The sequence below is a fragment of the Aeromonas sp. QDB03 genome, from assembly GCF_027707985.1.
Classification (GTDB): domain Bacteria; phylum Pseudomonadota; class Gammaproteobacteria; order Enterobacterales; family Aeromonadaceae; genus Aeromonas; species Aeromonas hydrophila.
Window position 1 is genome coordinate 203,435 of the sequence record NZ_JAPCJG010000006.1, and the last position, 26,174, is coordinate 229,608.

A 26,174-nucleotide genomic window follows, 5' to 3' on the forward strand; every position below is an offset into this window, starting at 1 on the left:
CGGCAGGGGAATCCCATCCACTTTGGATGACACGACACTGTCGGCATAAAGCCGAAGCACAGGAAGATGTAGAACATGAGCAAGTTGGTATTGATCCTTAACTGCGGTAGCTCTTCCCTGAAATTTGCCGTAATGGACGCCGAAACAGGTGAGGACATGCTGTCCGGCCTGGCCGAATGCTTCAATCTGGATGATGCACGTATCAAATGGAAACTCCACGGGGTCAAGGGCGAAGCCATGCTGGGCGCGGGCGCCGCGCACCAGGAGGCCCTCGACCACATCGTGGGTCACATCCTGCCGCAGGATCCGACCCTGGCCGAGCAGCTGGTGGCCATCGGTCACCGCATCGTGCACGGTGGCGAGCAGTTCTCCCGTTCCGTTCGCATCGATGACGGCGTGATTGCCGGCATCGAAGCCGCCATTCCGTTCGCCCCCCTGCATAACCCGGCGCACCTCATCGGCATCCGTGCCGCGCTCAAGGTGTTCCCGGCGCTGGCAGAGAAGAACGTGGCCGTGTTCGACACCGCCTTCCACCAGACCCTGCCACAGGAAGCCTACCTCTACGCGCTGCCCTACAAGCTCTACAAAGAGAACGGCATCCGTCGTTACGGCGCCCACGGCACCTCCCACCGCTTCATCGCGGAAGAGACCGCCAAGGCGCTGGGCAAGCCGCTGGCAGAGCTCAACATCATCAACTGCCACCTGGGTAACGGCGCCTCCGTCTGTGCCATCCGTGGCGGCGAATCCGTTGACACCTCCATGGGCCTGACCCCGCTGGAAGGGCTGGCGATGGGCACCCGCTCCGGCGACATAGACCCCGCTGTGGTCTTCTTCATGCACGACCAGCTCGGTTACAGCGTGGAGCAGATCAACCACACCCTGACCCGTGAGTCCGGCCTGCTGGGCATGACTGAGGCGAGCAGCGACTGCCGCTACGTCACCACCAACTACGCCACCGACGCCGGTGCCAAGCGCGCGCTGGACGTGTTCACCTACCGGGTGGCCAAGTATGTCGGTGCCTACGCCGCCGCCATGGATGGTCGTCTGGACGCCCTGGTGTTCACCGGCGGCATCGGTGAAAACGCCGCCATGGTGCGCGAGATGGTGCTGGCCCGTCTGGCCCTGTTCGGCTTCAAGATCGACAAGGAAGCCAACAACGCCGCGGTGCTGGGTGGTGAAGGCCCCATCACCGCCGAAGGCAGCCGCCTGGCGCTGGTGATGCCCACCAATGAAGAGCTGGTCATCGCCCGCGATGCCCTGAGCCTGGTCGGCTAACGCCCTCTTGCTCCCAGACAACGCCCGGCCCCTGCCGGGCGTTGTCGTTTGTGGCGGCCGTGACGCCGGCTGTCATTTGACATGGGGTGGCAGATACGTACCCTGACCGCAGTTTCACGCACAGGAGGATGGGATGAAGGAGATGTTTTTTCGCTGGCTGGCCGGGCTCGGGCTGGAGGTAACCGGCATGATGGGGCTGGTGATCGCCCTCGGCTTTATCGTGCTCACCTCGCTGCTGCTGCACATGCTGCTGCACCGGGTACTGCTGGTGCGGCTGGTGGGCGTGCTCGGCAAGACCAAGCAGGTGTGGCTGCCGCCCCAACTGCAGCAGCGATTGTTCTACCGGCTCGCCTTCGTGCTGCAGGGGGCCGTGCTGCTCGGCCAGGCCGAGATCTGGCTGCCGCGCAACTCCGACAGCCTGCAACTGATCGAGATGGTGGCCCAGCTCTGGATCCTGCTGTTCTTGCTGCTCTCCCTGTTCGCCCTGCTCGACTGCATGCTGTCGGTGAGCCGCTACACCCGGCTCGGGCGGGATCTGCCCCTGCGCGGCATCTTCCAGGGGGTGAAGCTGGTGGGCAGCATCCTGGTGGGCATCCTGATGATCGCCCTGCTGCTCGGCAAGTCGCCGCTGTTCCTGTTCAGCGGTCTGGGTGCCATGACCGCAGTGCTGATGTTGGTGTTCAAGGACCCCATCCTCGGGCTGGTGGCCGGCATCCAGCTCTCCGCCAACCGGATGCTGAGCGTCGGTGACTGGCTGCAGATGGACAAGTACGGCGCCGACGGCGAGGTGACCGACATCGGTCTCACCACGGTCAAGGTGTCGAACTGGGACAAGACCATCACCACCATCCCCACCTATGCCCTCATCTCGGACTCCTTCAAGAACTGGCAAGGGATGACAGAGTCGGGTGGCCGGCGCATCAAGCGCAGCGTCAACATCGACATGACCAGCGTGCGTTTCCTGACGGCGGACGAGCAGCTGCAGCTCAAGCAGGCCCAGCTGCTGGCGCCCTATCTGAGCCGCAAGGAGCAGGAGCTGAGCGCCTACAACCAGCAGCTGAGCGACGCCATCAGCTGCCCCATCAACGGTCGCCACCTCACCAACCTCGGCACCCTGCGCGCCTATCTGGACGCCTACCTGCGCGCCCACCCCGGCATTCGCAAGGACATGACCCTGATGGTGCGCCAGCTGGCACCGACCTCGGACGGCCTGCCGCTGGAGATCTACTGCTTCACGGCGACCACCGCCTGGGCCGATTACGAAGGGATCCAGGCCGACATTTTCGACCACATCTTTGCCATCATTGAGCAATTTCATCTGCGGTTGCATCAATCTCCCACAGGTTACGATATGCGCGCCTGGCAAAAGGGATAAACCACCGACAGGCAGGGGCTGGCGGCGGATAAAAAAAGCGATATTAATCGCTGACCCGCCGCCACTTGTCAGTTGAAATTTGCCCGGCAGAGGAGAAAAATGGCGGCCTTCTCTTCGCCCCCCGGATCGCCCGCCGCTCCCGGGTCAGCCCAGAGTCTTGAACCACGTCATCCATTACAGGAAAGTTATGAAGCTCCTCCACACTACTGCGGCCGCGCTGTGCTGCAGCCTCCTCTTGGGCGCCGCGCCTGCGCTCGCGGTTGAATACGCCCTGCCTGCGGCCAACAGCCGCCTGGTGGGTGAAAATCTGGAATACGTGGTCCCGGCCGAAGAAAACGGCCAGCCGCTGGAGGCCGCCGCCGCCAAATTCCAGCTGGGGCTGACCAACATGCTGGAGGCCAACCCCAAGGCGGATCCCCTGCTGCTGCAGACCGGCGAGAAGCTGATCGTGCCGCATCAGCTGATCCTGCCGGATGCGCCCCGTGAAGGCATCGTGCTGAACGTGGCCGAGATGCGCCTCTACTACTACCCGAAAGGCAAGAAGGTGGTGGAAGTGCTGCCCATCGGCATCGGCCAGCTCGGCACCGACACCCCGGAAAACTGGGTGACCAGCGTGCAGCGCAAGAAGGCGGGCCCGACCTGGACCCCGACCGCCAAGATGCATGCCGAATATGCCGCCCGTGGCGAGAGCCTGCCGGCAGTGTGGCCGGCCGGCCCGGACAACCCCATGGGGCTGTTCGCGCTCTACATCGGCAAGATGTACGCCATCCACGGCACCAACGCCCAGTTCGGCATCGGCCTGCGGGTGAGTCACGGCTGCGTGCGCCTGCGCAACGACGACATCGAGTACCTGTTCAAGAAGGTACCGGTCGGTACCCGCGTGCAGTTTGTCAACCAGCCGATCAAGGCCAGTGTCGAGCCGGATGGCCGCCGCTACCTGGAAGTGCATCAGCCGCTCTCCCGCAATCAGGAGGAGTTCAACTCCAGCCTGCCTGCACCGCTGCCGATGACCCCGGCGGTGACCCGCTTCATCGCCCACGCCGACAGCGACTCCCAGCTGGTCAAGCAGGCGCTGGAGCAGCGCAGCGGCATGCCGATCGCGATCAATCGCTGATTGGTGCTTGCCGACATAGCCCCGACCGCTGGTCGGGGCTTTTTTTTTGCGGCCGTGGCGGGGCTGTGCCACGGATCGTGCCCGGCGGATAAGCAGTTGCTGCGTCAGGATAAAATCTGGCGGAACGGGGCAAAGCTGGTCTGTTGGTTAAAGATGAAACGTTTATATTGTGTTTTATGTTTGTTAAAAAAGGTTGAGGTCATGGGATCTGCTGATTAAGCTAGGGCGGTTTTTTTAAGGAAGAGCCCGTCGTCAGAACGGGTACACACGTCACATAACGGAGTTTTGAATGACAGCCAGCACCCCCATGCTCATCACCTTTCTGGTGTACATCCTCGGGATGGTTCTGATCGGCTTCATCGCCTATCGCGCCACCCGCAACTTTGACGACTACATTCTCGGCGGCCGCCGGATGGGGAGCTGGGTGACCGCCCTCTCCGCCGGCGCCTCCGACATGAGCGGCTGGCTCCTGATGGGCTTGCCGGGCGCCGTCTTCATCGGCGGCATCTCCGAGAGCTGGATCGCCATCGGCCTCACCCTGGGTGCCTACCTCAACTGGCGCTGGGTCGCCGGCCGGTTGCGGGTGCATACCGAGAAGAACCGCAACGCCCTGACCCTGCCGGACTACTTCACCTACCGCTTCGAGGACAAGAGCCGGGTGCTGCGCATCCTCTCCGCCCTGGTGATCCTGCTGTTCTTCACCATCTACTGCGCCTCCGGCGTGGTGGCCGGTGCCCGCCTGTTCGAGAGCACCTTCGGCATGAGCTATGACACCGCCCTCTGGGTCGGCGCCGCGGCCACCATCACCTACACCTTCTTCGGCGGCTTCCTCGCGGTGAGCTGGACCGATACGGTGCAGGCCACCCTGATGATCTTCGCCCTGATCCTCACCCCGGTGTTCGTCATCATCGCGGTGGGCGGCATCGACACCGCCATGGTGCAGGTGGCGGTGCAGAACGCCAGCAACCTCGACATGTTCAAGAACCTGGACTTCATCGCCATCATCTCGCTGATGGCCTGGGGCCTGGGCTACTTCGGCCAGCCCCACATCCTGGCGCGCTTCATGGCGGCGGATTCCCACCACTCCATGGCCAATGCCCGTCGCATCAGCATGACCTGGATGGTGCTGTGCCTGGGTGGCGCCGTGGCCATCGGCTTCTTCGGCCTGGCCTACTTCTCCACCTTCACCGAACAGGCGGCCGGCGTCACCGGCAACCCGGAGCGGGTCTTCATCGAGCTCTCCAAGATCCTGTTCAACCCCTGGATCGCCGGCGTGCTGCTCTCCGCCATCCTGGCGGCGGTGATGAGTACCCTCAGTTGCCAGCTGCTGGTCTGCTCCAGCGCCATCACCGAGGATCTCTACAAGCCGTTCCTGCGCAAGAACGCCTCCCAGCAGGAGCTGGTGTGGGTCGGTCGTGCCATGGTGCTGGTGATCGCGCTGATCGCCATCGCCGTTGCCATGAACCCGGAAAACCGGGTGCTGGGGCTGGTGAGCTACGCCTGGGCCGGCTTTGGTGCCGCCTTCGGCCCCGTGGTGCTGCTCTCCGTGCTCTGGTCGCGGATGACCCGCAACGGCGCCCTGGCGGGCATGCTGGTGGGCGCCCTGACCGTCATCGTCTGGAAGCAGTTCGGCTGGCTGGGGCTCTATGAAATCATCCCGGGCTTCCTCTTCTCCGGACTCGCCATTGTCGTGTTCAGCCTGCTGGACAAGGCCCCCTCCAAGGCCATGCTGGAGCGTTTCGACGACGCCGAGCGCGAGTTCCAGACCCCGCCGGATGCGCTGGGTCAGCCGGTTGCCGTCAACTGAGTTGGTTATTGCCCATAACAAAAAGCCCCGCGATGCGGGGCTTTTTTATACGGTATTGGGAAGGGCGGGGCCCAGACCTCTGTAAATGAAAATAAACCTAGCCGAGCGCTTGGATTGAGTTGGTCATGATAATAAGACTATTGCCAGTATCTGTTACAGCAAGGCACCTGCTCAAGGCTGGTGTCAGGTGATTACTCGAGTTGTACATACCAGAGATTAAAAATCACTACTTGATGCATTGCGATGCTTTAACCTGGCATCGATTTTATCAGAAAGATCGTGGAAACCGTCCAGATCAAAAGGGGTGTAAATACGCTTGAGGCTGTTGGTTCGAATGACCATGCAATCGACGATGAGCACTTTTCCCCCACCATCTCGGTATATGGTATGGATACTTTTCGGAAAAGTTTGTTTCCACCTACCACATCCTCAGATCTCAATTCGACGGAAAACAATCTGGAGGCTTGCGCCATCATGAACAATACAGCGAAGGCTGCTAGCAGTATTTTCAGATATTGGTAAAAGAGCCAGACGCCCAACTCCATGTTGAGTTGCGTTTTGTATGTGGAGAGTACAACACCCCCTGCAAATATCAATGTGATAAATATAAAGAACCGCTTGCTCATTGATAGCAATGGCTGCTTCCAATTTAATAGGTATTTCATTACTTATTCCAGTTGGATGAAAATATCACGAAAGATTAACCAGTGACTGACAAAAGACTCCCACCATATCAGGAAAGTCTGCTATCGAGATGGTGGGTAGCACGGATTTTTTTGGTCGAGTTATTAATAATTGTCAGAATATGCTGCACTATTCGAACCTGTGAGCTTAAAATAATTTTTATGAGCGAAGAGCCCTAAGCAAAGTCAAGTTTACTCGTTGTTCCAGTTGTACGCTTGAGAAATATTCCTCGATTTTTATCAAAAATGAATCAAGCCATTCATAAAGTTCTATCTCGTCATGAGACACCCACATTCTATTTTTTACTTCTAAATCTAGGTGCGCACTCATAAAAAGGGGGCTGTAATATTCATCATCATACTTCGTTAGTTCAGGAGAAATGAATGTTGCGAATCCCTCAAATTTAGGGCGAAAGGTCATTTTAAATATTTTGCTATTTATTACCAAGTACCCTTTTTCATTTCTATCTAACGAACATCCAGGAGGGAGTTCTAAGCTGATTCGCTCATAAATAGCTCCATTTTTTCCACCGGAATGAGAGTATACGACCCCTTCATCAGGGTCATCCCCATCATTAATAAATGCTTCTCGCTCACACATATCTTTTGTGATTAAATCGATCACTCTATTTTTTAAAATATTACTTCCTAGATCACTTCGCTCAAGGCATTTGATTTTGTTACTTTCTATTTCATTTTCTACAAAGTATGAGTTTAAATGGTAGTCTAGTTGTTTTAGAAACATTAATTCACAAACGCTGTTCATTATGCTGTAGTAATCTACTTGATCTAAGTTTAATGTGTTTGCTTTTTTTATTTCATCGCTATTTGTTTTTATGAATGCTTTTTTGTAGGCCATGTTTTCATTTAGAAAGCCAACAAGATACTCTATGAAATCATCATTGAATTCATAGCTGTAGATGGGTTTTTTTATGATTTCATCGTCCTTGATGATGAATGCGACAGCTCCTGGTAAATTTATTTTCCTATGCTGGCCAGCTCCCAAAAGCTTGTTTGCTAAGTAGAAGGCAATGATTAATACAACTGTAGCCGCAAAAAAAGAAATAGGCATGTACCCTATTAATTCATAAATAGATGTGGATAATAAGTTTATCCCAAGCGAAAATATAATCGCTGTAACTAATAGAAGTGAAAGTTCATTTCGACTCTTCTTAATTTGTGCTATTGGCCTCAATTTTTCATCCTGATATTATAAGTTAGTGGGGTCGCTATATTTTTGTTAGGTTTTTAAATTTAAAGGATATTTATGTAGCGAGGTTCTGTTATTCACTCGTGCCATATTGATTATTTGATATAAGAGAAAAAGGTTGTTGTGCTCCTGTGATGGTGGATGTAAATAAATTTTTATGGAAAGCAAATTTATTAGGTTTTGAAAATATACATTGATAATGCATCATGATGCAGAGCTTTATTATTTAAGAACAAACCACCATGTCACTTAAACAATATTAATAGATACTAGTGAATAATGAAGGTTAGAGTTCTCTTTTAAGTTTAGGTAGAACATGTTTATTGTGTATGGCACATATTGGATCTTTTAAATTACTGGTATCCCATTCTATTTATCAAATCGAATTTCCACCGATTTTTCGCTGCGCCTTGCCTCGCCGTGATAAACCGCCTCGATATTATTGCCGTCCGGATCGAGGACGAATGCGGCGTAATAGCCGGGGTGATAGACCCGCTCGCCGGGGGCGCCGTTGTCTTGGCCGCCGTGGGCCAGCGCTGCCTGATAGAAGCGATCCACCATAGCCCTGTCTTGTGCCTGAAAGGCGAGGTGGTGGCGGCCGGTCAATGCCCCCAGTGCCGCCGGGCTGTCGATGGCGGTGACAAACAGCTCGTCTGCCCAGAAGTAACCCTCACCGGTGCCGCCTATGGGGATGTCGAGGGCGGCCAGTGCGGCCGTATAAAAGTGCTGGCTGGCGGCCAGGTCTTTCACCACCAGCTGGAGATGGTCGATCAGACGACCGCGATGCAATATTTGTGTTTCCATACACCACCTTGCTTTGCATGTTGTGGAATGAGTCACCAGCCGGCGCCTTGCTGTGAGCAACAGGGGTTGGCCAGCCGATGGCATGGCTACCGCCCCTGAATTTCAGCCTCCAGTCTGCTGCTTTGTAACCAACGGGAGTGGCGGAGAGGGCTCATGGGTGACTCCGACGAGGCTTGGATTGCCATTCGGGTATGGTAGCGAGAGAGGAGCGCAGGGGAAGGGCGAGGTGATAAATGTTGGGGCGGGATCAACAAATTGGTCAGTACGACAGGGAGTGGTGCCCTTGCCGGGGGAGAGAAGCTTGTCCAGGCGTGGGGAAGGGCCGCAGCCCCTCCCTCAGGCCAGTGCCAGTGGCTGGCGGGCGCGCCACAGCCGCTCGTGGAAGAAGAACACCACTGTGTTGATGGCCGGTTCGATCATCGCCATCACGCCGCCGGTGAGCAGCTCGCCGCTCAGCAGGAAGGCCACACCGAAGGCCACCGAGAAGTGGACCACCGCGAAGCTGCTGGTCTTGGCCTGCAGGCTGTGATTTGGTTTGAGCTTGTGCCAGCCAAGGTCATGAAAGTAGAAGGCGACCGTGTTGACGGCGGGCTCGATCAGGGCGATCAGGCTGGCGGTCAGCAGCTCACCGGTCAGCAGGTAGGCCACGGTAAAGGCGACACCGAAGTGCAGGATGGCAAAGCTGATGGTCTTTTTCATGATGGCGGCTCCCTCTGTTGATGATGAGAGTATCCGCCAAAATGAGACTAAATGAAAACCATTCTCATCTATTGCCCGGATAGGGAAAACCTATCAAAGGAAAAGTGCCTCCGCACTGTCGTGAAGCAGGCTCGCGGTGTGCCAGCATTTCGGGCAGGCCGGATAAAAACAGGAAGCCCCGTGACGGGGCTTCGCTTTTCTGTCTACCGTGGCACAGGGCCGCTATTACTCTGCGACCTTGTTGAGCCACTCGACCCTGTACAGAAGACCTTGGACACCCATCTTTTGGGTTCGGGCTATGCTACGCCTTGCTCAAAAAGGTGGGTGTCCCAGATTTGTGCCTCTAAGACTGAATTTAACTCATCTGTTATTTTGATCATGACTTCCTCAAAAATTGTAACGTCAAAGATCAGCGGCGCCGGAGGCGTCCGCCTGAATCGCCTTGTTAGACCCATCCACGATAAACTTGGCCCTTTCTCGTAATTCATCATAGAGGATTATTTCAATATTGCGCATATTGCGCCTGTACAATTCAAAGGTTGATGTTTTGATTTCGGCCTCCTTATTATCGCCAGCAAATTGCCCACTAGTGCCAATGACAAGTATGCAGTCTACATCATGAGTTTTTTCAGTTATCCTTTTCCCATCTCCCGTGAAGCAGTTGCCTGTGGATTCAATTTGCCATTGAGCCTTCTGGCTTAGAATTTGGCTAACCGCATGGGTTAAGTCGTCACTAAGCTGCCATGATTCTGAGCGATTTTGTTTATTCTTGAATAACGGGGTGTCGGGTCGTTTCAGTTCAACTAGTTTTGTGAACCGCGTGTCTGAAAGCAAGAAGTCAGAGATGACTGAATTGCCCCCGTCAAGATCGGTACCTGAAACACGGCATTCCCTTTGAAGGATGGACAGGTAGCAATAGCGTAAGCCATATCCAAGTATCCAGTCATTCTGTTCCAAAAACTGCTGATATTCTGGTTCTGTATGCGGTGGATCATCGTTCAGCATTTGATTGAATTTATCCCACGCTTCTCGTCGCCCCAAAATAGTATTTAAGTCATCATCGGACAGGTTCTCCTTCACTACTGCACGTAATGCCGGGATAACCTGTTCGTGATTCGATGCTTGCAGGATAGCAATCAACTCTTCGTTACCCTTCGCAACTTGAACGAAAGTACCGGATTTTCTCTTTGACTGCTCCTTGATCATTTCGTACTGACCTAGAAAGGCGTACAGCCCAGACAACTGGTCAATAGACAGTGAGCACGTAAATTTCGAGGTTCCAGTTTTGGAGCATGTCGCATACAGATGGGCAGCAAGCTCTTCCTTATTGCGTTCATCTGCATCTAGCCCTGAAATGTTGACGCGCACATCGCTAGTGCCATCGTTTGCAATGACATAGGAATGATCAACAGACATGACTACACTTTCGCGATTATGAATGTGTAGCCATCCCATTCAGGGTTATAATTTTCGTCAACCTCAAAAGTAGGGGAATCGACCTCTACCGTAGCGTGTGATATCTCACCTAAATCAAACATTCTGAAACTGGGAAATTCTTGGCCGCTATCAGTGACGCCACCTACCTGAACAATGTGCACCTTTGTGCTCTCCGTTCCATCCTTTTTCCGCATGACCCAAACTGCATGAGGATTCCCAATTCGTCTGCCAGGGGTCTTTCCCGGCTTGTTATATTCAAACGCAATTGGCTTCTTTTGTTCAATTGCTGAACGGATTACATCGAGTGACATTGGTATCTCCTTTGGTGAGGGTCTAACAGTGATTAGATAGAAGGCGGCACTAATCCGTTAGCAGAGCATTCCATATAACTCCGTAACATTCTCACTGCCGCCAAGTAAAAATTATCATTAAATCAACACATTACCAGCTTGCTTCTCGTGCTGGGCGTATTCGCTTGACTTCCTCTTTTTGCGCCACCGTTACTACTGTATGAAAAATCAGTGCTCAGCGCAGTCGTGGAAAGCGCCGCCAAAGCACGCCTGCATGAACAGGTCAGAAATCAGCATAAGGCTGTCACCATGTTGAGTGGGTCGTAGGCAACGTTCGCTTACCCATTCCATCCGGTATGGCTACCGCCCCTGAATTTCAGCCTCCGGTCTGCTGCGTTTAACCAACGGGATGGGGTTGGCATGGCTCATGGGGTGACTCCTACGAGGCTTTGTTGCCAATCGGGTATATTAGCGGCGGGTAGGCGGAGGGAAAGGACCAGATGGCCGATTTCTGATCTGGATCGACTAATTAGTCAATAACGACTGATCTGGTGTGCAGATGGAGCGGGTGCTGCCATTGGTGAGGAAAACAGTTAGTGGGTAAAGCGGTAGCGGGTAAAAAACAAAAAGCCCCTGAACGGGGCTTCTCTTTGCTGGCCATGCCGCCACGGTGAACGGCTTGGGTGAGCGACTTGCTGGCGCGTTGACCGGGCGCCAGAGCGGGTTGATACGAGCTTACGCTTCAACCTTGTTGAGCCACTCGACCTTGTACTGGGCGCCGGCGCCCTGGGCCAGCTTGGCACAGAGGGGTTTCAAGAAGGCTTCGATCTGCTCGTCCAGCAGCCAGGGGGGGCTCACTATCAGCATGCCTGAGCCGTTCATGCCCCAGTCGGCGGTCTGGCCGGCCACTTCCAGCTCGGCCACCAGGACGTTACCGAAGTTCTCGCGCTTGATGGCGCGCAGCATGTCGCGGGATTTGTCCGCCTCTTCCCCCAGAATGGGATACCAGAGGGCGTAGATGCCGGTGGCCCAGCGTTTTTGCGCCTTTTTCAGGGTATCGACCACCGCGAAGTAATCTTCCTTGAGCTCATAGGGCGGGTCGATCAGTACCAGGCCGCGGCGTGGCGTGGGCGGCAGCAGGGCCACCAGCCCCTCGAAGCCGTCACGGTGGTGGACGGCGACGCGGGGGTCGTAACCCATGTTGGCGCGCAGATCTTCCACTTCGTTGTTGTGCAGCTCCATCAGCGCCAGCTTGTCCTGCTCGCGGGCGAGGCGGCGCGACAGCTCCGGCGAGCCGGGGTAGTAGTGCAGCTGGCCGCCGTGCTCTCCCTCGGCTGGGTTCATCTCCTCGATGACGCCGAGATAGGGGGCCATGGTGGACCATTGGGCCCGCTCGTCCCACAGCCTGCCGATGCCGTCGGCATATTCCGCCTTCTTCTGCGACCAGTCGCCGCGCAGGTCGTAGAGACCGCCGCCGGCATGGGTGTCCAGCACGATGAAGGGTTTCTCTTTCTTCTTGAGGGACTCGATGATCAGGGCCTGAACGGCGTGTTTCAGCACGTCGGCGTGGTTGCCGGCGTGAAAGGCGTGGCGATAACTCAGCATATTAGGTCTCTGAGGGGGCCCTGCTGGGCCCCCAGTAACAATAGATAGTTCAACAGGTTGCGGCTGTTGCCGCGAAACAGGGTGAGGCTGCGCAGGGTCTGCAGCAGCACCCCTTGTTGCAGCCGCTCCAGCTCCAGCTCGTGGGCCAGCATGGCCTGATACTCCTGCTCGCCGAGCCGCGCCTTGGCGCTCGAACGCAGGGTACGCCAGGGGCCGAGCACCGCCTCGGTCTGCACCAACGCCGGTTGCAGGTCGGTCAGATCGACCGGGATCCCGCACAGATCCAGCCGGTGCAGCAACAGGGCCAGGTTGACGTTGCCCCCCTGCGCTTGCACGCTCAGCCAGTCCTGGCTGCGCGCGCCGTACACCTCGCCGCTCCACTGCCAGAAGTCGAGCGGGCCCGGCAGTTCGTGGGCGGCGATCCGCTCGCTCGCCATCAGCTGTTCGTCACGCAAGGAAGGCCTGCTCCATGGTTTCCAGCTCCTCACTGAGGCTCATCCACTCCAGCTCCACCCCTTCCAACTCCTCCTTGATGGGGCCCTGGGACTTGAGCAGCTCGGAGAGCTTCTGCTTGGCGCTCTCTTCGTAGATGGCGGGGTCGGCCAGCTGCTCTTCCACCGCGGCCAGCTTGGCCTGCAGTTTCTCCATGCTGGTTTCGAGCTTCTCCAGCTTCTGGCGCAGCGGCCGGGTCGCTTGCCGGAACTCCGCCTCGCGCCGCTTCTGATCCTTGCGCGCCACCGCCGAGTTGGCGGAGACAGGGCCATCGTCCGGTTTGGCGTTGGCCTCTTTTTCCTGCTCGCCAAGCCACTTGTGGTAGTCGTCCAGATCGCCGTCGAACGGCTCGACCCGGCCACCGTGCACCAGATAGAAGTCATCGGTGGTGGTACGCAGCAGGTGCCGGTCGTGGGAGACCACCACCATGGCGCCCTCGAAGCCTTGCAGCGCCATGGTCAGGGCGTGGCGCATCTCCAGATCCAGGTGGTTGGTCGGTTCATCCAGCAGCAGCAGGTTGGGCTTTTGCCAGGTGATGAGGGCCAGCACCAGCCGCGCCTTCTCGCCGCCGGAGAAGGGGGCCACCTTGTCCAGCGCCTTGTCACCGTGAAAGCCGAAGCTGCCCAGATAGTTGCGCAGCTCCTGCTCGGTCTTGTCCGGCGCGAGGCGCACCAGGTGATCGAGGGGCGAGTCGTCCAGACGCAGGGTCTCCAGCTGATGCTGGGCGAAGTAGCCGATGCTGACCCCGGCGCTCACCTCGAGCTTGCCGGAGAGCGGCGGGTTGGAGCCTGACAGCATCTTGATGAAGGTGGATTTGCCGGCGCCGTTGCGACCGAGCAGGCCGATGCGCGAACCCGGCACCAGGTTGAGTTTGATCTTCTCCAGGATCACCTTGTCGCCATAACCGGCGCTGAGGTTCTCCATGGCAATCAGCGGGGTCGGCAGGGCCGACGGCTCGCGAAACTCGAAGCTGAACTCGGAGTCGGCGTGGGCGGGCAGGATCTTCTCCATCCGCTCCATCGCTTTCAGTCGGCTCTGGGCCTGGCGCGCCTTGGAGGCCTTGTAGCGGAAGCGGTCCACATAGGCCTGCATGTGGGACATCTCGCGCTGCTGCTTCTCGTACATGGATTGCTGCTGGGCCAGGTGTTCGGCGCGCTGCAGTTCGAAGTCAGAGTAGCCGCCGGTGTATTCGTTGAGCTTGCCGTTCTCGATGTGGATGATGCGGCTGATGACCGAATCGAGGAAGTCGCGGTCATGGGAGATCAGCACCAGCGTGCCCTGATAGGCCTTGAGCCACTTCTCCAGCCAGATGACGGCGTCGAGATCCAGGTGGTTGGTCGGTTCATCGAGCAGCAGCAGATCGGAGCGGCACAGCAGCGCCTGGGCCAGGTTCAGGCGCATGCGCCAGCCACCGGAGAAGCTGCGCACCGGCGAACTCAGCTGCTCGTCGCTGAAACCGAGGCCGTGCAGCAGTTCGGCGGCGCGGGCACGAATGCTGTAGGCGCCTATGGTGTCGAGCTTGCCGTGCAGCTCGGCCACCAGCAGCCCGTTGTCATCCTGCTCGGCCTGGGCCAGCTGGGCCTCCAGCGCGCGGAACTCCTTGTCGCCGTCGATCACGTAGTCGAGGGCGGAGCAGTCCAGCGCCGGGGTCTCCTGCGCCACGCCGGCAATCTGCCAGCCGGCGGGCAGGCTGAAGGTGCCGCTGTCGATGGCCAGCTCGCCCCGTACCAGTGCAAAAAAGGTGGACTTGCCACAGCCGTTCTTGCCCACCAGACCCACCTTGTGGCCGGGATGAATGGTGGCGGATGCGTTGTCCAGCAGCTTGCGGCCGCCGCGGATCAGTTCGATTTGACTGGCAACTATCATGGATTGGTCTGCTTGGCTCAAATGGAGGAGAAAAACTGGCGCGGATCTTACGTGAAACGGCGCAGATTTGCACTTGAGGCGGGGTGCAACCACTGGCTGGGGGGGCAAAAACATGCCATAACAGAGCAATCAGTCAGGGTTGGGGAGGTTAGCATGCTTATCAGGGACATCATGACGACCCGGGTCGCCACCGTTTCCATGGATGACCGGCTCAATGTGATCAAGGAGATCTTCGAGCAGGCTCACTTTCGCCACCTGCTGGTGCTGGAAGAGGAGGAGCTGGTGGGGGTCATTTCGGACCGGGATCTGTTCCGCGCCATCAGCCCCTATCTGGACTCCGAGGCCGAGATGAGCCGCGACACCGAGACCCTCAACCGGCGCGCCCACCAGATCATGAGCCGCCATCCCATCACCATCGCCCCCCAGCTCACGGTGCGGGACGGGGTCAAGATGATGCTGGAGAAGAACGTCTCCTGCCTGCCGGTGCTGGAAAACGGCGCCCTGGTCGGCATCATCAGCTGGAAGGATCTGCTGCGCGCCGCCCTCGACAGCGACGCCTTCTAGGCCCGCCGGCACAGTTTGCAAGACAGCGAAAAGGGCTCTGAGGAGCCCTTTATTGTTGGCGGTCATGGCGCCGTGCCCCTGTGTCAGGGCAGCGGCTCCACCAGCAAGATATGGGAGTCATGCCCCGTCACCCGCACCTTGCTGCCGGCGAGCAGTGGCTGGTTGCAGCGCACCGTCCAGGCGGTGTCGTCCAGGTGCACCCGGCTCATCCCCTGAGACACGTCATCCAGCAGCACCAGCTCGCGGCCCAGATAGCCCTGCATCCGCTCGTTGATGGGGGCGGCGGCATCCCGGCTGGAGCGATCCCGGCGGTGCTGCCAGCGCCACCAGGCCCAGGTGGTGAGCAGGGATTGCAGGCCAAACAGCAGCAGCTGCGCCTGCCAGCCGAAGGGCCAGACCAGCAGCAGCAGGCCCACTTCCAGCGCGGCGATGCCGGTCCAGAGCAGAAAGCCCACCGAGCCCAGCACCTCGATGGCCAGCAGCGCGAAGCCGAGCCCCAGCCAGTGCCAGTGGGTCAGCCCCTCGAACAGGGCTGTCATGACTTGCCGCCCTTGCCATCCTTGAACAGCTCGGCCATGCCGGCGACGGCGCCGATCAGGCTGCCCGCCTCCAAGGGCATCATCACCACCTTGCTGTTGGGGCCTTCGCCGATGCGGGCCAGCGCCTCGGTGTATTTCTGGGCCACGAAGTAGTTGATGGCCTGCAGATCCCCTTCGGCGATGGCCTTGGAGACCATGTGGGTCGCCTTGGCTTCCGCTTCGGCGGCCCGCTCGCGCGCTTCGGCGGCGAGGAAGGCGGCCTGACGCTCACCCTCGGCCTTGAGGATCTGGGACTGCTTCTCCCCTTCCGCTTTCAGGATCTTGGACTGGCGCACCCCTTCCGCTTCCAGTACCTCGGCCCGTTTCTGGCGCTCGGCCTTCATCTGGGCGTTCATGGCTTCGACCAGTGCCAGCGGCGGACGTACATCCTTGATTTCGATCCGGGTCACCTTGATGCCCCAGGGAGCGGTGGCGGCATCCATGGTGCGCAGCAGCTTCTCGTTGATGGTGTCGCGCTGGGAGAGCATCTCGTCCAGCTCCATGGCGCCGAGCACGGTCCGCATGTTGGTCATGGTGAGATTGCGGATGGCGCTGGTGAGATCGTTGACCTCATAGCCCGCCTTGCGGGCATCCACCACCTGCACGAAGCTGATGGCGTCGATGGTGACGTTGGCGTTGTCGCGAGAGATCACCTCCTGCGCCGGGATGTCCAGCACCTGCTCCATCATGATGATCTTGTGGCCGACCCTGTCCACATAGGGGATCAGCAGGTTGAGGCCCGGCACCAGAGTGCGGGTGTAGCGGCCGAAGCGCTCCACGGTCCAGTTGTAGCCCTGCGGCACTATCTTGATGCCGGCGCTCAGGGTCGCGAGCACCAGAAACACGAAGATCCCCAGCACAATCAATGACTCATTCATTATTAAGCTCCTTATGAAACACTTTCACTAGCCTATGGCCTTGCGCCTGGCACCACAAGCGCCTTGCTTCGCCTTTGTCATCATACGGCTTTGTTAATTACTAAAACGCATTAAAAAGCATTTTTTATTATTTTGAGGGATAAGCAGCCCTGCCTATAGTCGCCCCATATTAGTCGTGTTCCGAGGGATGGGCCGAAATGGATTATTTGCCGATGTTTGCCAAATTGGACGGTCGCCCGGTGCTGCTGGTGGGAGGGGGCGAAGTGGCCCTGCGCAAGGCGCGCCTGCTGCTGGCGGCCGGTGCCAGGCTGACCCTGGTCTCCCCCGAGCTGGAACCCGAATTCACTGAATTTTCCGGTCGCTTCACCCATCTGGCGGAGCGCTTCACCCCGGCCCACCTGGCCGGCCAGATCCTGGTGGTGGCCGCTACCGACGATCTCGAGGTCAATGCCCTGGTCTATCAGAGCGCCAACCAGCTCGGTCTGTTCGTCAACGTGGTGGACGACCCCAAGCGCTCCAGCTTCATCTTCCCTTCCATCATCGATCGCAGCCCCATCATGGTGGCCGTCTCCAGCGGCGGCAAGGCGCCGGTGCTGGTGCGTCTGCTGCGCGAGCGGCTGGAGAGCCTGCTGCCCCGCCATCTCGGCGCTCTGGCCGAGCTCTCCGGCCGGGTGCGCGACCAGGCCAAGCGGGTGCTCTCCTCGATTTCCGATCGTCGCCGCTTCTGGGAGCGCGCCTTTGCCTCCAACACCCTGGCCGGCCTGATTGAGAAAGAGGATTGGCAGGGGGCCGAGCAGTGGCTGAACGATGGCCTCGACCAGGCGAAAAGCGAAGTGGGGGAAGTGGTGCTGGTGGGGGCGGGCCCCGGCGATCCGGGCCTGTTGACCCTCAAGGCGCTGCAACAAATTCAACAGGCCGAAGTGGTGCTCTATGACCAGCTGGTCTCGCCCGAGATCCTGGATCTGGTGCGTCGCGATGCCACTCTGGTGTCGGTCGGCAAGAAGGCCGGCGCCCACAGCGTGCCGCAGGAGGAGACCAATCGCCTGCTGGTGGACTACGCCAAGGCGGGCAACCGGGTGGTGCGGCTCAAGGGGGGCGACCCCTTCATGTTCGGCCGGGGCGGCGAGGAGCTGGAAGTGCTGGCCGACGAAGGCATCCCCTTCTCGGTGGTGCCCGGCATCACGGCCGCTGCCGGTGCCACTGCCTATGCCGGCATTCCGCTTACTCACCGCAACCATGCCCAGAGCGCCGTCTTTATCACTGGCCACTGTCAGATCGATGGCAAGGAGCCCGACTGGCAGCAGCTCGCCGCTACCAGCCAGACCCTGGTCATCTACATGGGGCTGATGCGCTCCGAGCATATCCAGCAGCAGCTGGTGAGCCATGGCCGCAGCAGCGCTACTCCCATCGCCATCATCGAGCGCGGCACCACCGCCCGTCAGCGGGTGCTGACCGGCACCTTGGCGGATCTGGCCGAACTGGCCCAGCAGGCAGTGAGCCCGTCGCTCATCGTCATCGGCGAAGTGGTGGCCCTGCGCGAGCGGCTCGCCTGGTTTGGCGAGGGGCAGCAGCAGGGGGCCTGCGACCTCAAGCTGGTGAGTCTGGCCTGAGTGCCGGCGGCGACATCCATCGATTTGACGGTGCGGCCATGGCGGCACCGACCTGAACCAACACCGCGCCCTGACCAGGCGCGTTAGCAATGAACCGAGGACCCAGACATGGACCGTGAAAGACTGACCCACTTGCAGCAGCTGGAAGCCGAGAGCATCCACATCATCCGCGAGGTGGCTGCCGAATTTGAAAACCCGGTGATGATGTACTCCATCGGCAAGGACTCCTCCGTCATGCTGCACCTGGCTCGCAAGGCCTTCTATCCGGGCAAGATCCCGTTCCCCTTGCTGCACGTCGACACCGACTGGAAGTTCAAGGAGATGATCAAGTTTCGCGATGAGACCGCCAAGAAGTACGGGCTGGATCTCATCGTCCACAAGAACCCGGACGGCCTCGCCATGGGCATCAACCCCTTCGTGCACGGCAGCGGCAAGCACACCGACATCATGAAGACCGAGGGGCTCAAGCAGGCGCTCAACAAATACGGCTTCGACGCCGCCTTCGGGGGCGCGCGCCGGGACGAAGAGAAATCCCGTGCCAAGGAGCGGGTCTACTCCTTCCGCGACAAGTCCCATCGCTGGGATCCGAAGAACCAGCGCCCCGAGCTGTGGCGCGTCTACAACAGCCAGGTCAACAAGGGGGAGAGCATCCGGGTGTTCCCGCTCTCCAACTGGACCGAGCTCGACATCTGGCAATACATCTACCTCGAGAACATCGACATAGTGCCGCTCTACTTTGCTGCCCATCGCCCTGTGGTGGAGCGCAACGGCATCAAGATCATGGTGGATGACGAGCGCATGCCCATCGGCCCGGAAGACGAAGTGAAGCAGGAGCTGGTGCGCTTCCGCACCCTCGGCTGCTACCCGCTGACCGGTGCCATCGAATCCGCTGCCACCACCCTGCCGGAGATCATCGAAGAGATGCTGCTCACCACCTCGAGCGAGCGGCAAGGGCGGCTCATCGACCACGATCAGGCCGGCTCCATGGAGCAGAAGAAGCGTCAGGGCTATTTCTAAAAAAATGTTCTAAGGAATCGCAACATGAACAACCACATTCAGACCGCCATCAGCGAACAGGGCATTGAAGCCTACCTGCACGCCCAGCAACACAAGAGCCTGCTGCGCTTTCTCACCTGCGGCAGCGTGGACGACGGCAAGAGCACCCTCATCGGCCGCCTGCTGCACGACTCCCAGCAGATCTATGAAGATCAGCTCAAAGCGCTGGAGTCCGACAGCCAGAAACTCGGCACCACCGGCGAGAAGCTGGATCTGGCGCTGTTGGTCGATGGCCTGCAGGCGGAGCGCGAGCAGGGCATCACCATCGACGTGGCCTACCGCTATTTCTCCACCGCCAAGCGCAAATTTATCATCTCGGATACCCCGGGCCACGAGCAGTACACCCGCAACATGGCCACCGGCGCCTCCACCTGCGATCTGGCCATTATCCTGATCGACGCCCGCAAGGGGGTGCTGGATCAGACCCGCCGCCACAGCTTTATCGCGAGCCTCCTTGGTATCAAGCAGTTCGTGGTGGCGGTCAACAAGATGGATCTGGTGGAGTTCAGCCAGGAGGTGTTCGAGCGCATCAGTGCCGAATATCGCGAGTTTGCCAAGAAGCTCAGCGTCGACACCATCCACATCGTGCCGGTCTCGGCACTGGACGGTGACAACGTGGTCAACCCAAGCGACAAGCTGGCCTGGTACCAGGGCGAGACCCTGCTCTCATTGCTGGAGTCTGCCGAAGTGGAGCGCGAGCTGGAGCGTCACCCGGTGCGCCTGCCGGTGCAGTACGTGAACCGCCCCAACCTCGATTTTCGCGGCTTCGCGGGCACCCTGGCCTCCGGCATCCTGCGGGTCGGCGACAAGCTGGCGGTGCTGCCGTCCGGCAAAGAGAGCACGGTGACCCGCATCGTCACCTTCGACGGCGATCTCGACTACGCCCTGCCGGGTCAGGCCATCACGGTCACCTTCGCCGATGAAATCGACATCAGCCGTGGCGACCTGCTGGTGGATGCCGCCAGAAAGCCGCTGGTGACCCAGAACCTGCTGGCCCACATCGTCTGGATGGGGGAAGAGTCTCTGCAACCGGGCCGGGTCTACGACGTCAAGCTGGCCACCAAGAAGAGCCGAGGTCAGGTGGAGGCCATCCGTCACCGCATCGAGATCAACAAGCTCGATGAGCTGGATGCGAGCGAACTCAAGCTCAACGAAATAGGCCTGTGCGAGCTGAGCCTGACCGACCCGGTGGCGTTCGACCCGTATCAGGAGATCCGCGATACCGGCAGCTTCATCCTGATCGACCGGCTGACCAACGTTACCGTCGGCGCCGGCATGATAGTGGAGGGTTTGGCCGCTAAAGTGGCAACTGGGCACTACAGCGAGTTCGAAGTGGAGCTCAACGCCCTGGTGCGCAAGCACTTCCCCCACTGGCAGGCGCTGACCATCAGCAACGACGCAAGCAAGGAATAAGCCCATGACCTGGCAACAATCCCTGGTGCTGGGTCTGCTGGCTGCCCTCGTCGCCCTGCTGATCCAGGGCAAACTCCGGCCGGCGCTGCTCTTCTCGGGCGCCGTGCTCATCACCTACCTGAGCGGCCTGGCGGACATCAACGCCGTGGTGGCGGGCTACACCAACAGCGCCCTGCTGACTCTGGTGCTGTTGCTGCTGGTTTCCTTGGCGGTGGAGAAGACCCGGGTCATGAGCTGGTTCGCCAACCTGGTGGGCACCGGCTCGTTCAACAAGGTGCTGGTGAAGGTGTGGTTCTCCACCGCCTTCCTGTCGGCCTTCGTCAACAACACCGCCGTGGTGGCCTCCATGCTGGGTGCGGTCAAACGCAATCCCAACCATGCGCCGTCCCGGCTGCTACTGCCCATGTGCTTCGCGGCGACCTTTGGCGGCGTGCTGACCCTGATCGGCACCTCCACCAACCTCATCGTCAACAGCTTCCTTATCAAGATGGGGGTCAAGCCGCTCGGCATGTTCGACTTCTTTATGGTGGGGGTGGGGACTCTGCTGACCGGCCTGGTCGCCGTGCTGCTGTTTGCCCGCCACCTGCCGGAGCAGGACACCGAGATGAGCCGCGAATCCGGCTACTTTCTCGAGGCCAAGGTGGGCCCCGGCTCCCCCATGGCCGGGCGCAGCGTCAAAGAGAACGGCCTGCGCAGTTTGAAAAGCCTCTATCTCGCCGAGATCATCCGTGGCAACCAGGTGATCTGCCCGGTGCAGCCGGAACACGAGTTACACGAGGGGGACATGCTGCTGTTTTGCGGCGATGTGGAGAGCGTCGGCGTGCTGCAGGAGCTCAAGGGGCTGGATCTCTACGGCCAGCACCGGCTCAACGGCCAGCACCTGGTGGAGGTGATCGTCAGCCACAGCTCGCGGCTGGTGGGTCAGACCATCAAGGATGCGGAGTTTCGCACCCACTTCGATGCGGTGGTGCTGGCGGTGCGCCGGGGCGAGACCCAGCTCACCGGCGGCCTCGGCCAGATTGAACTGCACGCAGGGGACACCTTGCTGCTGGCGCCCGGCCCCAAGTTTGCGGGCAACAAGTCCCTCTCCCGCGAGTTCGTGGTGGTGAGCGGGCTGGAGGCCTCTACCCGGCTCGATGCCACGCGCAGCGCCGCCGTGGTGGGCGGTTTTCTCGGGGTGCTGGCGCTGTCGGTGTTTGATCTGGTGCCGCTGTTCAAGGGGCTGCTGGTGATGCTGGTGGTGCTGCTCTTTTCCCGCATCCTGACCTTGGACGAGATCCGCCGCCGTTTTCCGCTGGATATCTGGCTGGTGGTGGGCGGGGCGCTCGCCATCGCCGATCAGCTGGAAAAAAGCGGGCTGGCCCGGGTCATCGCCGACTGGCTGATGGGGGAGTTCAACGGCGCCAGCCCCTTGATCGCCTTTATCGGCATCTACCTGTTTACCCTGGTGCTGACCGAGCTGATGAGCAACAACGCCGCCGCGGCGCTGGCCTTCCCCATGGGTTATCAGCTGGCGCTCAGCATGGATGTCTCCACCATGCCGTTCATTCTGGCGGTGCTGTTCGGGGCCAGCTCCAGCTTTATCCTGCCCTACGGCTACCAGACCAACCTGATGGTCTATGCGGCGGGCAACTACAAGATGCCGGATTACCTTAAATTAGCCCTGCCGGTCTCCCTGGCCTACAGCCTCGGGGTGATCGTCATGGTGCCCCTGCTGTTTCCGTTTTAAGGCGGCGCAACTGGGGGCCTGGTGCCTTGCCGGGAATATAAATACACGACGACCATGGCCCCCGTCAGTGGCGAGTGGCCAGAGGCTGAGCTCCCGTGAGCCAGACCGTTTCAGCATTGAGGCGCGAGCGCCAAGCAAGGAGTTTTGGATGAGCAATATCGTGTGGCATGCCCATGCCGTCGACAAACAGAGCCGGGCCGAGCAGAAGGGGCAGAAGCCGCTGGTGATCTGGTTCACCGGCCTGTCGGGGGCGGGCAAGTCCACCCTGGCGGGGGCACTGGAGCAGGCGCTGGCGGCCTCGGGCAAGCACACCTATCTGCTGGATGGGGACAATGTGCGCCACGGCCTCTGCGGCGATTTGGGCTTTGATGATGCCGCCCGTCAGGAGAATATCCGCCGGGTCGGCGAGGTGGCAAAACTCATGGTGGATGCGGGCCTGATCGTCCTCACCGCCTTTATCTCGCCGTTCCGTGCCGAGCGGGAGCTGGTGCGCAATCTCGTGGGTGAAGGGGAGTTTGTCGAGGTGTTTGTCGATGCGCCGCTCGCCGTCTGTGAAGAGCGCGACCCCAAGGGGCTCTACAAAAAGGCTAGGGCGGGGGAGCTCACGAATTTTACCGGTATCGATTCGGCCTATGAGGCGCCGGAGCAGCCGGAGATACATCTGCTGAACGCCGGCAAGCCGGTGGCGGTCTTGGTGGATGAGTTGCTGACTGCGTTAAGGCAGCGGGGGTTAATCGATTGAGGTTGCTTGTCTAGACTGAATAAACAAGGAGGCGTTTGCCACTCCTTGTTTATTCAGTCTAGAGGTTTCTCTTAGTGCCTGCGGTTAAATATGATGTTCAAGAGGCGAGGTTTCATCTGACTGACGCCGCATTAAGGTGCGAACAACATGATAACCGAACCTGAACCATACCATCGTAAACACGAAACCCAACGATGGAATGAAAAACGCCAAACGTTGGGAATTATTTTTATATTTATTTACCAGTAACCTAATATTTCCAAAGCTTTATCTGCTTTTTCATTTCTAATTGGGTATTTTTCTGGGTAACACCAACCATTAAACTCTCGTATTGCAGAAGTGCCAAAGTGTTTCAGACTATATGGTGTGTTTGATAAGTCTTCAGTTCTCTTATCCAGCTCAACATTTTCATCTACAAGGTGTCGCATGGATTTTATTATTTTATCTCTTGGATTTTCATTAAGGAATTTAATATCATGTGCAAATCGTTGCGACCGACTGTGTGTGGAATGAAGAGTTTTAAATATTGTTAGAATGTCTGAGTCACTCAAGTTTTTCTTCACTAATAAGAGATCTCGAAATCTCATAGCGCGTCGAAAAATTGCTTTGGTTGGTTCACCATTACCTGAATCCCAATCAACAAAGCGCTTAAACAACCCAATCAAATACTTTTCATGAGATGTTTTCCTCATGTTTTTGGATATTGTCTCGTGTTCATTTTCGTTGACTTTAACGATGAAGTGCCAAAAATGATCAATTACAAGGTATTTTGGGATGTCTGGGAAGTATTCAGATAATTCATCTGATACAAGAACGGAAATCATATCAATGGCTAACCACAACTTATTATAGTCATTATCTGTTGAAATTTTTGGTGGTTTAACTGAATTAAATTCAGGCTCTTTAAATGACTGATAAATAGACTTATATTCATCTAGGATACTAGCTGTCAAAGGATAACTTTGATTAATAATTCTATCCATATGAATATAACATTTTTCAGCATCTGTGTTTTTAATAATAACATTGGTTTCGATATTGTCATAAAGACCACCAAATGTGAGATTGGAAGACCCAATAGAACATTTGAATTCAGTCCCCCTTTTAAACGCATAGATTTTTGAATGTAGTTCTTTGCCTAAGAAACGAACATCTACATTTTTAAGTGCGCTAACTCTTAAAAGTGCATCATAGGAAGTCGGTGGTCTAAGCGAAACAACTAAAGTTACAATTTTACTGTTGTTGTTCATAATTCTGATAAGTGAGTCATCAGTAAAAAATGCAGTTACAATTTTAGCTTCTTCACACCACTCACTGTAGTCAGTGATTGTTCTTGAGAATTGCGCATCCCCAAAAATTGAATTTGTAATTATTTCCATGATACCTCTATAAATGTAACCTTCTGCTAAGGGGTACAATGCATTGAAACTAGGCTAAAACTCAACAACGTAACCACCGGTTAATAGGGCTAGAAACGCGACGCGTTGAATAGTCCCTGTTGAGATATTTGTTAAGCGTTTTTTTGTGAAAAGTGCTCAACAATCTTCATACCTACAACTGTATTTTTATGGTCAAAGAAACCCAAATATTTCCTCAGGTCTGATGTACCACTGCGACTAAGAATTAACTTATTAACCATGGATCGAATACCAAATTGGTTTGCGAGTGTGTTAAGTGGTTGACCTTTTATCGCTACCTTTAGTACACCAATGCCAGCCGTGAATGTAGGGGCATTGGAGTCTACGGAACCTATTGTTGAGTCAACATATAAAGAGATAGATTTAAGTATTTTTGAAAATTTAATCATGTCTTTGTAACTACCATCACTTAAGGCTTGTTGATAGCAATTTAACCAATCTCTTAGCTCTTGGTACTCACTTCTTAATTGAAGTGCAACCTTAATAATATCATTCGCAGAATTTGACTCTTGTATAACTCTGATAGGTAAAGGAAGCATGTTTACATTTAATGCATATAGCTCACTACCTGAACTATGTAATGACGCTATAGAAGCTCTTTTCTCTGAAACTAGGTGATTTAACTTTAACACGGAGTCTTCGTTTGACATCATTATTCCAGCATCAGTAAAAAAGCGTTTTCTAACCGGATGTGGTGTATATCCTTTTTCATAGACAAAACCTCTAGCTAACATACCAGCACCACCCCATAGAGTTTGAGATAAATACCCATGAGGAGTATGTCTATGTTGACGAAAACCTATTCTATTCTCTTCATGATCTCTCTTTAAATCTGATGTTAGAATCAAACGATTAATAAATTCGTCCCGTGACCCTTGAAGTTTCTTGTAATCAACTAAAAAAGGATATGGACGTATGACTCCTTGAGAAACCGCATCTTGAAATGGATTGTTTTTATGGTTCCATGCATGAATAAATTTCTCTTCAACTAAAATTTGATCACGCAAAATTATATCGGTTAGAAAGTCAAACAGTGCCTCAGTATTAATGATGGCACTCAAGCTATCTTCGTAAGAATAGTGGTCCTTGTCTTTATTTATTACTATGTAATGTGATTTATTTTCGTCAATACCACCGGTTAGTAACTCACCAATATTTTGTAATGACCAGTTATCTGAAATTATACTGTGACTCATTTATAGTCCTCTAAATATCTACTGACGCTGAGGGGAATTTAAATACTGAATTCACTGACTTGCCCGATGCCACGCTTTGTTGTGCCTTTTCCTTTTCCACAATTTATGTTGCTGACTTTTTAATTATATTTATCTCGTATGTTGGGCTAAAAATCGTAGTTGGTGCTGAAAGCAGTGAAGCCTAACGTTTACCGCGAAAGTATCTGCACATTTGTTTTACCGTTAGACCCAACCCATGTATATCTCGCTCAGGTTGGCGTAATAATGATCGTTTGTTGGGCTTCACTACGCTCTGCGCCAATCTGCAAAAACCACGCTACCGCCCCTGAATTT

The 26,174-nt window shown here is 56.5% G+C and carries 22 protein-coding genes; 10 read left to right on the forward strand and 12 right to left on the reverse strand.

The window, feature by feature from the left end; all coding sequences use genetic code 11:
* Positions 1–75 precede the first annotated feature (75 nt).
* The 4 genes from PG900_RS16290 (at position 76) to putP (ending at position 5,571) form a co-directional block, all read left to right on the forward strand.
* Positions 76–1,275, forward strand: coding sequence for an acetate kinase (locus PG900_RS16290; protein ID WP_011707328.1), 1,200 nt, complete (start codon positions 76–78; stop codon positions 1,273–1,275).
* A 133-nt stretch (positions 1,276–1,408) separates the two neighbouring features.
* Positions 1,409–2,650 (forward strand): mechanosensitive ion channel family protein, encoded by a 1,242-nt coding sequence (locus tag PG900_RS16295; protein WP_011707327.1) that lies wholly within the window; start codon positions 1,409–1,411, stop codon positions 2,648–2,650.
* Between the two features lie 187 nt (positions 2,651–2,837).
* Positions 2,838–3,764: a L,D-transpeptidase family protein gene (locus PG900_RS16300; protein ID WP_016351926.1), complete on the forward strand. Its 927-nt coding sequence runs from the start codon at positions 2,838–2,840 to the stop codon at positions 3,762–3,764.
* A 289-nt stretch (positions 3,765–4,053) separates the two neighbouring features.
* Positions 4,054–5,571 carry a sodium/proline symporter PutP gene (gene putP / locus PG900_RS16305; RefSeq protein WP_270831819.1) on the forward strand — a complete coding sequence of 506 codons (1,518 nt, stop codon included), beginning with the start codon at positions 4,054–4,056 and terminating at the stop codon, positions 5,569–5,571.
* Between the two features lie 843 nt (positions 5,572–6,414).
* Here putP and PG900_RS16310 read toward each other — a convergent pair.
* From PG900_RS16310 to PG900_RS16345, 8 genes are all read right to left on the reverse strand, one after another.
* Positions 6,415–7,449 carry a hypothetical protein gene (locus PG900_RS16310; protein WP_270831821.1) on the reverse strand — a complete coding sequence of 345 codons (1,035 nt, stop codon included), beginning with the start codon at positions 7,447–7,449 and terminating at the stop codon, positions 6,415–6,417.
* 384 nt (positions 7,450–7,833) lie between these two features.
* Positions 7,834–8,268: a VOC family protein gene (locus PG900_RS16315; RefSeq protein ID WP_270831823.1), complete on the reverse strand. Its 435-nt coding sequence runs from the start codon at positions 8,266–8,268 to the stop codon at positions 7,834–7,836.
* A gap of 336 nt (positions 8,269–8,604) precedes the next feature.
* Positions 8,605–8,967 carry a DUF2061 domain-containing protein gene (locus tag PG900_RS16320; RefSeq protein ID WP_270831825.1) on the reverse strand — a complete coding sequence of 121 codons (363 nt, stop codon included), beginning with the start codon at positions 8,965–8,967 and terminating at the stop codon, positions 8,605–8,607.
* A 402-nt stretch (positions 8,968–9,369) separates the two neighbouring features.
* On the reverse strand, positions 9,370–10,383 hold the full coding sequence (locus PG900_RS16325; RefSeq protein WP_044800749.1) for a Shedu immune nuclease family protein: 1,014 nt from the start codon (positions 10,381–10,383) through the stop codon (positions 9,370–9,372).
* Positions 10,384–10,385: 2 nt separating this feature from the next.
* On the reverse strand, positions 10,386–10,715 hold the full coding sequence (locus PG900_RS16330; RefSeq protein WP_215783444.1) for a hypothetical protein: 330 nt from the start codon (positions 10,713–10,715) through the stop codon (positions 10,386–10,388).
* 714 nt (positions 10,716–11,429) lie between these two features.
* Positions 11,430–12,299 carry a 23S rRNA (adenine(2030)-N(6))-methyltransferase RlmJ gene (locus tag PG900_RS16335; RefSeq protein ID WP_270831829.1) on the reverse strand — a complete coding sequence of 290 codons (870 nt, stop codon included), beginning with the start codon at positions 12,297–12,299 and terminating at the stop codon, positions 11,430–11,432.
* The gene (locus tag PG900_RS16340; protein ID WP_024946401.1) at positions 12,293–12,754 is read right to left on the reverse strand and encodes a DUF2390 domain-containing protein; all 462 of its coding nucleotides are present in this window, start codon (positions 12,752–12,754) and stop codon (positions 12,293–12,295) included. The genes PG900_RS16335 and PG900_RS16340 overlap by 7 nt, the downstream gene beginning before the upstream one ends.
* The gene (locus PG900_RS16345) at positions 12,747–14,657 is read right to left on the reverse strand and encodes an ABC transporter ATP-binding protein (protein WP_029302229.1); all 1,911 of its coding nucleotides are present in this window, start codon (positions 14,655–14,657) and stop codon (positions 12,747–12,749) included. The genes PG900_RS16340 and PG900_RS16345 overlap by 8 nt, the downstream gene beginning before the upstream one ends.
* 153 nt (positions 14,658–14,810) lie before the next feature.
* Here PG900_RS16345 and PG900_RS16350 point away from each other — a divergent pair, with 153 nt between their 5' ends.
* Positions 14,811–15,221, forward strand: a complete 411-nt coding sequence (locus PG900_RS16350; protein ID WP_011707313.1) for a CBS domain-containing protein — start codon at positions 14,811–14,813, stop codon at positions 15,219–15,221.
* Positions 15,222–15,304: 83 nt separating this feature from the next.
* Here PG900_RS16350 and PG900_RS16355 read toward each other — a convergent pair whose 3' ends face one another.
* Both PG900_RS16355 and PG900_RS16360 read right to left on the reverse strand, forming a co-directional pair.
* The gene (locus PG900_RS16355; RefSeq protein WP_269384920.1) at positions 15,305–15,760 is read right to left on the reverse strand and encodes an NfeD family protein; all 456 of its coding nucleotides are present in this window, start codon (positions 15,758–15,760) and stop codon (positions 15,305–15,307) included.
* Entirely contained in the window at positions 15,757–16,677 is a 921-nt protein-coding gene (locus PG900_RS16360; RefSeq protein WP_011707311.1) for an SPFH domain-containing protein, read from the reverse strand. Before PG900_RS16360 ends, PG900_RS16355 begins: the two co-directional genes overlap by 4 nt.
* Before the next feature lie 197 nt (positions 16,678–16,874).
* Here PG900_RS16360 and cysG point away from each other — a divergent pair, with 197 nt between their 5' ends.
* From cysG to cysC, 5 genes are all read left to right on the forward strand, one after another.
* A complete protein-coding gene (gene cysG, locus PG900_RS16365) occupies positions 16,875–18,287 on the forward strand; it encodes a siroheme synthase CysG (RefSeq protein ID WP_270831834.1) in 1,413 nt (470 codons plus the stop codon).
* Between the two features lie 108 nt (positions 18,288–18,395).
* Positions 18,396–19,304 carry a sulfate adenylyltransferase subunit CysD gene (gene cysD, locus PG900_RS16370; protein ID WP_039214485.1) on the forward strand — a complete coding sequence of 303 codons (909 nt, stop codon included), beginning with the start codon at positions 18,396–18,398 and terminating at the stop codon, positions 19,302–19,304.
* Positions 19,305–19,328: 24 nt separating this feature from the next.
* Positions 19,329–20,756, forward strand: a complete 1,428-nt coding sequence (gene cysN / locus PG900_RS16375; RefSeq protein ID WP_011707308.1) for a sulfate adenylyltransferase subunit CysN — start codon at positions 19,329–19,331, stop codon at positions 20,754–20,756.
* Between the two features lie 4 nt (positions 20,757–20,760).
* Positions 20,761–22,485 (forward strand): SLC13 family permease, encoded by a 1,725-nt coding sequence (locus PG900_RS16380; protein WP_270831835.1) that lies wholly within the window; start codon positions 20,761–20,763, stop codon positions 22,483–22,485.
* A 148-nt stretch (positions 22,486–22,633) separates the two neighbouring features.
* A complete protein-coding gene (gene cysC / locus PG900_RS16385) occupies positions 22,634–23,227 on the forward strand; it encodes an adenylyl-sulfate kinase (RefSeq protein WP_270831837.1) in 594 nt (197 codons plus the stop codon).
* Positions 23,228–23,466: 239 nt separating this feature from the next.
* Here cysC and PG900_RS16390 read toward each other — a convergent pair whose 3' ends face one another.
* Entirely contained in the window at positions 23,467–24,606 is a 1,140-nt protein-coding gene (locus PG900_RS16390) for a phospholipase D family protein (RefSeq protein WP_270831838.1), read from the reverse strand.
* Positions 24,607–24,737: 131 nt separating this feature from the next.
* Positions 24,738–25,841 (reverse strand): hypothetical protein, encoded by a 1,104-nt coding sequence (locus PG900_RS16395; RefSeq protein WP_270831839.1) that lies wholly within the window; start codon positions 25,839–25,841, stop codon positions 24,738–24,740.
* Positions 25,842–26,174: the final 333 nt, after the last annotated feature.

Excerpts from the sequence above, each read along its gene's own strand:
- cysD (WP_039214485.1), top strand. The coding sequence starts at position 18,396 with ATGGACCGTGAAAGACTGACCCACTTGCAGCAGCTGGAAGCCGAGAGC.
- PG900_RS16360 (WP_011707311.1), bottom strand. The coding sequence starts at position 16,677 with ATGAATGAGTCATTGATTGTGCTGGGGATCTTCGTGTTTCTGGTGCTC.
- cysN (WP_011707308.1), top strand. The coding sequence starts at position 19,329 with ATGAACAACCACATTCAGACCGCCATCAGCGAACAGGGCATTGAAGCC.
- PG900_RS16300 (WP_016351926.1), top strand. The coding sequence starts at position 2,838 with ATGAAGCTCCTCCACACTACTGCGGCCGCGCTGTGCTGCAGCCTCCTC.
- PG900_RS16320 (WP_270831825.1), bottom strand. The coding sequence starts at position 8,967 with ATGAAAAAGACCATCAGCTTTGCCATCCTGCACTTCGGTGTCGCCTTT.
- PG900_RS16390 (WP_270831838.1), bottom strand. The coding sequence starts at position 24,606 with ATGGAAATAATTACAAATTCAATTTTTGGGGATGCGCAATTCTCAAGA.
- PG900_RS16355 (WP_269384920.1), bottom strand. The coding sequence starts at position 15,760 with ATGACAGCCCTGTTCGAGGGGCTGACCCACTGGCACTGGCTGGGGCTC.
- putP (WP_270831819.1), top strand. The coding sequence starts at position 4,054 with ATGACAGCCAGCACCCCCATGCTCATCACCTTTCTGGTGTACATCCTC.
- PG900_RS16330 (WP_215783444.1), bottom strand. The coding sequence starts at position 10,715 with ATGTCACTCGATGTAATCCGTTCAGCAATTGAACAAAAGAAGCCAATT.
- PG900_RS16315 (WP_270831823.1), bottom strand. The coding sequence starts at position 8,268 with ATGGAAACACAAATATTGCATCGCGGTCGTCTGATCGACCATCTCCAG.
- PG900_RS16345 (WP_029302229.1), bottom strand. The coding sequence starts at position 14,657 with ATGATAGTTGCCAGTCAAATCGAACTGATCCGCGGCGGCCGCAAGCTG.
- cysG (WP_270831834.1), top strand. The coding sequence starts at position 16,875 with ATGGATTATTTGCCGATGTTTGCCAAATTGGACGGTCGCCCGGTGCTG.
- PG900_RS16350 (WP_011707313.1), top strand. The coding sequence starts at position 14,811 with ATGCTTATCAGGGACATCATGACGACCCGGGTCGCCACCGTTTCCATG.
- PG900_RS16295 (WP_011707327.1), top strand. The coding sequence starts at position 1,409 with ATGAAGGAGATGTTTTTTCGCTGGCTGGCCGGGCTCGGGCTGGAGGTA.
- PG900_RS16325 (WP_044800749.1), bottom strand. The coding sequence starts at position 10,383 with ATGTCTGTTGATCATTCCTATGTCATTGCAAACGATGGCACTAGCGAT.
- PG900_RS16395 (WP_270831839.1), bottom strand. The coding sequence starts at position 25,841 with ATGAGTCACAGTATAATTTCAGATAACTGGTCATTACAAAATATTGGT.
- PG900_RS16380 (WP_270831835.1), top strand. The coding sequence starts at position 20,761 with ATGACCTGGCAACAATCCCTGGTGCTGGGTCTGCTGGCTGCCCTCGTC.
- PG900_RS16335 (WP_270831829.1), bottom strand. The coding sequence starts at position 12,299 with ATGCTGAGTTATCGCCACGCCTTTCACGCCGGCAACCACGCCGACGTG.
- PG900_RS16290 (WP_011707328.1), top strand. The coding sequence starts at position 76 with ATGAGCAAGTTGGTATTGATCCTTAACTGCGGTAGCTCTTCCCTGAAA.
- cysC (WP_270831837.1), top strand. The coding sequence starts at position 22,634 with ATGAGCAATATCGTGTGGCATGCCCATGCCGTCGACAAACAGAGCCGG.